The organism is Actinomadura soli (assembly GCF_005889715.1).
Classification (GTDB): domain Bacteria; phylum Actinomycetota; class Actinomycetes; order Streptosporangiales; family Streptosporangiaceae; genus Spirillospora; species Spirillospora soli.
The window spans coordinates 1-8113 of sequence record NZ_VCKW01000317.1; the positions used below are offsets into that span (position 1 = coordinate 1).

5 protein-coding genes are annotated in these 8113 nt (G+C 74.4%); 4 read left to right on the plus strand and 1 reads right to left on the minus strand.

Going from position 1 to position 8113, the window contains the following annotated elements; all coding sequences use genetic code 11:
• From ETD83_RS36515 to ETD83_RS36530, 4 genes are all read left to right on the plus strand, one after another.
• Positions 1-489 (plus strand): LysR substrate-binding domain-containing protein (locus ETD83_RS36515; RefSeq protein WP_230421422.1); only part of this gene is annotated, 489 nt, incomplete at its 5' end.
• Positions 486-1445, plus strand: coding sequence for a serine hydrolase (locus tag ETD83_RS36520; protein WP_138649774.1), 960 nt, complete (start codon positions 486-488; stop codon positions 1443-1445). The genes ETD83_RS36515 and ETD83_RS36520, both read left to right, overlap by 4 nt.
• Before the next feature lie 167 nt (positions 1446-1612).
• Positions 1613-4504 (plus strand): AAA family ATPase, encoded by a 2892-nt coding sequence (locus tag ETD83_RS36525; RefSeq protein ID WP_138649775.1) that lies wholly within the window; start codon positions 1613-1615, stop codon positions 4502-4504.
• A gap of 56 nt (positions 4505-4560) precedes the next feature.
• A complete protein-coding gene (locus ETD83_RS36530) occupies positions 4561-6081 on the plus strand; it encodes a toprim domain-containing protein (RefSeq protein ID WP_138649776.1) in 1521 nt (506 codons plus the stop codon).
• Positions 6082-6129: 48 nt separating this feature from the next.
• Here ETD83_RS36530 and ETD83_RS36535 read toward each other — a convergent pair whose 3' ends face one another.
• Positions 6130-7449: an amidase gene (locus ETD83_RS36535; protein ID WP_138649777.1), complete on the minus strand. Its 1320-nt coding sequence runs from the start codon at positions 7447-7449 to the stop codon at positions 6130-6132.
• Positions 7450-8113 lie beyond the last annotated feature (664 nt).

An 8113-nucleotide genomic window follows, 5' to 3' on the forward strand; every position in this document is an offset into this window, starting at 1 on the left:
CTCCCCACCGCCACCTCCCACGACACCGGCTCTTCCGTCGACGGGCCCGCCGGAGCCCGGCCGCCCGCCGAAGTGCATCTGGCCGACCTTCGCGGGTTCGACCTCGTCGTGCCGCCCCGGAAGGACGCGCCCGGCGCGCACGACGACCTGCTGGCTGCCTGCCGGCGGCACGGGTGGGCGCCCGCCGCCGTCCACGAGGCGCGGCATCCGCAGTTCGCGCTGGGCCTCGTCCTCGCGGGGACGGCGGTGGCGCTCGCCCCCCGCACCGACGACTCCGCCGGGGTGACATGGCGTCCGCTTGTGGGCGAGCCCCTCCGGCGGACGTCGTGCGTGTGGCGGCGGGCCCGCGACCCCGACCACGCCCGCGCGATCGCCGACTTCACCGCCGTCGCGACCGCCGTGCTGCGCACCGAGGCAGCCATGACGCCGCTGGACGGCGTCCCCGCCCGCCGGGTCGTCCCGCGCCCGTCGTCCGGGTTCCTGGCATGAGCGCGGTCCCGGGCGAGGCGAGCCGGAGTCCGGGCCCGCCGGAGGTCGGTAGGGACGTCGGCGCGAACGTCGGTGCGGACGTGGCGGAGCGCGTCGAGGCGGAGTTCCGCGACGCGGGCGTCACCGGGTTCCTGCACGCCGTGGACATGGACACCGGACGGGAGGTCGCCGTCCGCGCCGACGCGCCCGTCGTGCTCGCGTCGGTGTTCAAGGTGCCGCTGCTCGTCACGTTCCACCGGCAGGCGGCAGAGGAGCTGATCGACCCGTCCGAGCAGGTCACGCTGCCCGCGGCGGGCCGCACCACCGGGCCCACCGGGGTATCGGGGATGCTGGACGAGGCGCGCATGTCGCTGCGCGACCTCACCTTCATGATGATCACCGTCAGCGACAACGCCGCCGCCGACGTCGTGCTGGAGCGCGTCGGCCGGGACGCGGTCAACGCGACGTCCGCGGCGCTCGGCCTGCGCGACACCGTCGTCGAGGTCAGCGGGCGCGAGCTGCACGAGACCCTCCTCGCGGACGCCGGGGCGGCGAGCGTCGCCGACGTGTGGGCCAAGCTGGACCAGCCGGGCGTGCAGTCCCGCCTCCGCGCCCTCGACCCCGCCCGGACGAGCCGCAGCACCCCCCGCGACATGACCCGCCTCCTGTCGATGATCTGGCGGGACGAGGCCGCGCCGCCCCCCGGCTGCGCCGCGATGCGCCGGCTGTTCGGGCTCCAGGTGTGGCCGCACCGGCTGTCGTCCGGGTTCCCCTACGACGCCGTGGTCGTCAGCGGCAAGACCGGGACGCTGCCGACGCTCCGCAACGAGGTCGGCGTCGTCGAGTACCCGGACGGCGGACGGTACGCGGTCGCGGTGTTCACGAGGTCGCCGCTGCCCGTCGCCGTCCTGCCGCGGGCCGACGCCGCCATCGGCACCGCCGCCCGCATCGCCGTCGAACGCCTCCGCCGCCCGTAGCCCCCGCCCGGACGATTAACTGCCGGACGACCAACCGCCGGACGACTGACTTACGGACGACCGAACGTGACAGCCCCAATACCTCCGATTGGACGGACCGCTAACCCGGCACTCCCTCGGGAAACGTAGGCTGTACCCCTGCTTTGATCGTTCTTGGGGAGACTTCTTTGCGGCTGCCGGAGCATCTGGAGCTATTGCTCACCGACGAGCCGGTGCTCGACGTCTACTCGCACGGCCCGTGGCGCGTCCCGGACGGGCTCTTCGAGGAGATCTCGGCCCGGATCGACGGGCTCGCGGCCGACCCGCGGGCCGCGGACCTGACCACCGACGAGCACAAGCTGCTGACGCTGCCCGCGTCGCTGGTCACCGCGGAGATCTTCGGCATCCTGGCGTTCCTGCCCGGCGGCGGCGCCATCAAGGCGGGCTCGTGGTCGCAGCTCCCCGAGCGGCTGCTGTACCAGCACCTCGTCAACCCCGGCCCGCTCAGCACCCGCATGACGCGCTGGGACGCGCCCGGCGGACGGTGGCGTCCACCGGTCGACTGGCTGATCGAGGCGCCCGACCGGGAGCTCGCGATCGAGCTGGCGCGCGACTGCCTGTCCGTCCTGGAGGGCGTCGAACCGCTGGAGGAACGCCGCAAGGCGCTGCTCCGGATGTACGACGACCCGCCCACCTGCGACGTCAACCTGCCCAAGATGGAGCTGCGCGAGCACTGGCACGCGCACGTGGGCGACGACATCGTCACCGCGGTGCCCGAGCTGCTCGGCCCGGTCGGCTACCTGGAGTGGGTGTGCGGGGGGCTGCTCGCGTCCTACGAGCACCTGACGGAGGTGGCGCCGCGCGAGGAGAGCGTCGAGGTCCACCTGATCCAGCTGCTGCTGCAGGGCAGCATGGAGCACGTTCCGGCGGAGCTGTCGGTCGCGCTGGGCGAGGACCGCTACGGCGACCTGCAGCAGCGGTTTCCCGGCGAGCGGCGCGGGTTCAAGCCGGGCGCGTGGCAGGAGCGGACGCGGGCGTGGCTCGTCCGGGCGCTGGTCGCCGGGGCCGCCGACGCCTGCCGCGGCTGGCTCGACATGGCGATGCGGTTCGTCGCCGTCGTCCAGGGGCTGCCGGGCGACCCGTGGTTCCCGAAGGCCGAGTGGATCCCGGTCGGCCAGTTCCAGACCGACCTGCGGCGCCTGTACGCGCCGCGCCGCCGCGTCGTCAACCCGCTCACCGAGACGCTGAAGAGCGTCCCGGCGAAGGCCGAGGGGCCCGCCGGGTCGCGCTCGCGCGGGCGCCCGGAGATCGCCACGTCGCTGGTCGGGCAGCCCGAGGTGGTGCAGGCGCTGGACGACCTCACCCGCGGCGACGAACCCGTCCGGCTCCTGCTCGCCGGGCCCGACGCCACCGGCAAGCGCGACGCCGCGCAGGAGCTGGCGAAGGCCCTCGCGTTCGGCCGCGACCCGCACTGGGTCACCGACAACCTGTTCACCGGGCAGCGGCTGTCGGACGCCGTCGCCAAGCTCCACGCCGACGCCCGCGACTGCGCCGGCGACCGGCTGCTCATCATCGAGGGCCTGGACGGCATCGTCACCGACCCCGGCAACGGCGAGGCCATCGCCGCCGAGCTGCACCGGTTGCTGGCCGTCCACCCCGACCTGCACGTGGTGGCGCTGTGCGACGCCGGCGGCGAGGACCGGATCCGCGAGATCAACCCCGTCCTGCCGCAGCGGTTCCGCATCGCCCGGACCCGCCCGTTCACCGCGGAGGGCCACGCCGAGCTGTTCCGCCGCGCCCTGGACGCCCGCGGGGCCCGCGGCACCCGGCAGGCCGTGGAGGCGGCGGGCGCGCTGCTGGCCGCGACACCGCCGATGCAGACGCTCCGCAACGCCCGCCTCGCCCCCCATCTCGCTGACCAGGTCGTCGCCGCGGTCCGCACGCGGGCCGCCAAGGACGCGGTGGCGGCGTCCAAGGTGGGGGTGGTTTCCAAAGACGCGGTGGTGGCCTCCAAGGACGCTGTGGCCTCTAGAGAGGACGCGGCGGCCCCTAGAGAGGCAGCCCTGGAAATACCGGCGGAGGACGGGGGACGGGACGCGAAGCCGGTCGTCCGCAAGCAGGACATCCCGGAGACGCTGGACACCTCGCAGGCCGCCGGGAACCCGCTCGCCGAACTCCACACCCTCACCGGCCTCGACACCGTCAAGCACGAGATCGCGCTCATCGTCGCCGGGACGCACGCGGCGCGGCTGCGCAGCGAGTCCGGGCTGCAGATCACCCCGCCGACCCGGCACATGGTGTTCACCGGCAACCCCGGGACCGGCAAGACGATGGTGGCCCGGCTGCTCGGCCGCATCTACAAGCGGCTCGGCGTGCTGTCGTCCGGGCACCTGATCGAGGCGTCCCGGGCGCATCTCGTCGGCGAGTACATCGGGCAGACCGCGCCGCGCACCCGCCGGCTGGTGGAGCGCGCGCTCGGCGGCGTCCTGTTCATCGACGAGGCGTACACGCTGACCCAGTCCCCGCTGAAGGGCGACTACGGGCACGAGGCGATCGCCGAGCTGGTCAAGCTGATGGAGGACCACCGCGAGGACCTCATCGTGATCGTGGCCGGCTACCAGCAGGAGATGGCGGAGTTCCTCGTCGCCAACCCGGGCCTGGACTCGCGCTTCCCCAAGCAGATCCACTTCCCCGACTACACCGACGACGAGCTGATCACCGTGTTCGGCCAGCTCGCCGCCGCGGACGGCTTCCGGCTCGCGCCCGGGACCGACGACGTCCTGCTGGCGATGCTGCGCCGCGCGCCCCGCGGCCCGTCGTTCGGCAACGGCCGCCTCATGCGCAACATGCTGGACGTGGCCGTCGCCAACCAGGCCGACCGCGTCGCCACCGCCGCGTTCGCCGCCAAGCAGAACGCCAAGAAGAGCGGAAGCGCGGGGAAGGGCGGCGCGGGCAAGAGCGGAGGCGCCGGCAAGAAGGCGGCCCGGACGCCCACCAAGAAGGAACTGATCACGCTCACGGCAGAGGATCTGCCCCCGCTCCTGGATCATCCCGAAGAATTCTTCGGCCTGTATCTGTAGGCGGGCGGGTATGACGTAGGTGGCTTCCCCGCCCGCTCGACGGCGAGGAGGCATCCATGCGACCGGACGACCTGCGTCTCCTGCGCGGCATCGCCGACCAGGAGACGGTCCGCCTGCGGGACGGGACGCGGCCCTGGTCATGGTGGCTGGAGCGCGCCGTCCTGCACGGTCGCCGCCACGGCTACACCGCCATCCTGCTCATCAGCGCGCAGTGGCGCGGCGCCACGGACGTCCGCGCCTACGAGGAGTGGCGTTCCGCGGGCCGCCAGGTCAGGAGGGGCGAGACGGGCATCCGCGTCCTCGGCCGGACGGGCGCGCCGCGTGCCGTCTTCGACGTCGCGCAGACGGACGGACTCCCCCTCCCCGGCGGTTCCGGGCCGCCTCCGCCCGATGCCGGACACCACCTCGCGGCGATCACGGCCAAGGCCCCCGAACGGGGCGTGCGGCGGATCGAGGCCGACTCGGTCGCGTTCCTCGTCGCGGCCTGGCTCGGGCTGGAGCCGCCCATGCCCGCCTTCCCCGCGCGGGCGTTCTGGGCGGGCCCGGGGCTGGGCGACCGCATCCTCCGGACGGCCAGGCGCCTGCACGGGCGCGTGTCGGGCGCGTCCCGGCACGGCGTCATGGCGGACGCCCAGCGGTTCTTCCGTGCCCGGCTCGCGGCGAGCTGGGTGCCCGCCTACCTGGCCGGACGCGGGTTCCCGCCGGGCGTCCAGCGCCACTGGCAGATCGGCTACGCGCCCGCCGGACCGCACGCGCTCACCGACCACCTGCGGACACTCGGCCACGGCGACGACGACATCGCCGCCGCCGGTCTGGCGCGCCCGGACGGGGCGGGACGGCTCCGCGACACCTTCCGGGACCGCGCCATGTTCGCGATCCGGGCACCGGACGGCGCGATCGCGGGCTACATCGGACGCCGCCGCGACGGCGGCCCAGGCCCCAAGTACCTCAACGGCCCCGACACGTCGCTGTTCCACAAGGGCGAGGTGCTCTACGGCCTGCACGAGGCCCGCGACCGGCTCGCCGCGGGGGCGCGTCCCGTCCTCGTGGAGGGGCCGCTGGACGCGATCGCCGTCACGATGGCGGGCCCCGCCGAGTACGCGGCCGTCGCGACGTGCGGCCTCGCCCTCACCGCCGCGCAACTGGACGCGCTCGGGGAGGCCGCCGACCTGGGGGGCGCGGGCGTCCTCGTCGCGCTGGACGGCGACCCCGCCGGACGGTCCGGGACCGTCCGGGCGTGGGAGCGGCTCGCCGGAGTCGGCGGCCCTGTCGAGATCGCGGGCCTGCCCGACGGCCGCGACCCCGCGAGCCTCCTCCAGGTCGAGGGCCGCGCCGCCGTCCTGCAGGCTCTCGGCACCCGGACGCCGCTGATCGACGCCGTCGTCGACGCGGCCGTCGAACGGGCGGGCGGGACGCTCGCCACGCCGGAGGACCGCCTCGCCGCGATCCGTGCCGCGTCCAGGATCATCGCCGCCCGCCCGGCGGAGGCGGCGCGCCAGGTCGTCCGCGTCGCGTCCCGCGTCGACGTGCCACCGGCCCTCATCACCGAAGTACTGGTGGACACCGTCAGCCCATGAGGGCACCGTCAGCCCGTGAGAGACACCGTCAGCCCATGAGAGACACCGTCAGCCCGTGAGGGAGGGCAGGCGTCCGGCCATGTCGAACAGCAGGCTCTCGGCGCCGCGCCGCGTGACGAGCTGCGCCCCGACCGGCAGGCCGCCGACCGTCCCGGCCGGGACGCTCAGCGCGGGCAGGCCGAGCACGTTCCACGCGCAGGTGAGGCTCACCAGCGCGGGCGCGTGCCGGCCGAACGGCCCCTCCGTCTCGCCGATCTTGGGGGCGGTCATCATCATGGTCGGCAGGGCCAGCAGGTCGTAGCGGTCCAGCAACCCCGCCACCCGCTGGGCGAACGCGTCCCGCTCGCGGAACGCCCGGATGTACCGCCAGCCCGGCGTCCGCGCCGCCTGCTCCAGGCGCTCCAGCGTCGGCGGCAGGTACCGCTCGGGCGCCTCCGCGACGCGCTCGGCGTGGATCTCGTACGCCTCGCAGTCCTGGATCGCCCTGAAGATGCGCCGCAGCTCGAAGAGGTCGAGCGGCTCGGCGGGCGCGTCCGGGAACAGCGCCCGGACGGTCCGCACCACGTCCGGGTCGGCGGACTCCGGCTCGATCCAGGCGACGCGGCCGTGCGGGACGCTCTCGTCGACGGGCGACGGGACGGCCTCCGCCGGGCCGACCAGCGCGTGGTACGCGATCCGGCAGCCGTCCGCTGACCCGGCGAGGACGCCCACGTGGTCGAGCGTCGGCGACAGGGGGAACACACCGTCGGTCGGGATGACGCCGTACGGCGGCTTGAACCCGGCGATCCCGCAGAACGCCGCTGGGATACGCACCGACCCGCCCGTGTCCGTGCCGAGCGCGAGCGGGACCATCCCGGCGGCGACGGCGACCGCGCTGCCGCTGCTGGAGCCGCCCGACATCCGCTCCCGGTCGTGCGGGTTGCGGACCGGCCCGTTCACCGAGACGTCGCCGCTGCCGCCGTAGGCGAACTCGTGCGTGCCGGTCTTGCCGACGATCACCGCGCCGGCGTCCCGCAGCATCGTCACGCAGGCCGCGTCCGCGTCCGCCACATGCCCGGTGAAGTGCGCCGATCCCATGCCGGTCGGCAGGCCGGCGACGTCGATGATGTCCTTCACCGCGACCGGGACGCCGTGCAGCGGACCCCGGTCGATACCGGACGCGAGCTCCTGGTCCGCCCACTTGGCGGCCGCCTCGGCGCCCTCGCGGTCGAGGGTGACGAAGGCGTTGAGCTCCGCGTCGGCCTCCGCGTCGGCCTCCGCGTCGATCGACGCGAACACGTGCGCCAGCAGCCCCGCCGCCGACGCGTCGCCGGAACGCAGATCGCGTCCGAGGTCCGCCAGCGTCCGTCCGGTGAAGAACCCGCCCATACCGCCTCCTATCAGTACCGTCTCATCCAGACAGCCCTCCGATCTGCGTAGCATGACAGACCGCCCGGAGACGAGCCCGGCACCGCGTATCGCGCTCCGTCGCTCGTTCATCGCGGAGCGTGAACCTCTCGTCGCAGATCCTCGACCGCCCGTCGACCCCTGCCGCCGAACCCCCGGACCTACGCGCGAGTACGCGGCAGGCTGCAACGCACCTGGACGAATGCTTCCGCCGGTTCGCTGGGGGGCGGGGCGGTGGCCGCGCCGCGTCCCGGACGCGGTCACCGCCTCTTGTAGCCGGGGACGTCGACAGGTGGGGGACAAAGCCACGGCGGCACGGACGGCACGCACACCCGCCGCCGTGGCTCTGTCAACCACCGCGCTCCGCGCATCGTCGGGTGTTTGCCGCGTCGTCGGGGCGCTTCCCGCGTCATCAGGTGTTTCCCGCGTTGTGGGGGGACGGTCAGGCGCGGTGACGGTTGAGGCGGCCGATCGCGGGGACGTGATCCTTTCGAGGTCCGCGGCGATCCTGCGAGGCGGCACCGAAGGGACGGCACGATGACCGCGGCGGAGCGGGGATCATCGGGCCGGCCACCCGGGGGTTCGGGGGTCGCCCTCCAGAAAGGCAGGCCCCCATGTCCCAGTCCGGTACGACTCCGTCCAGCAC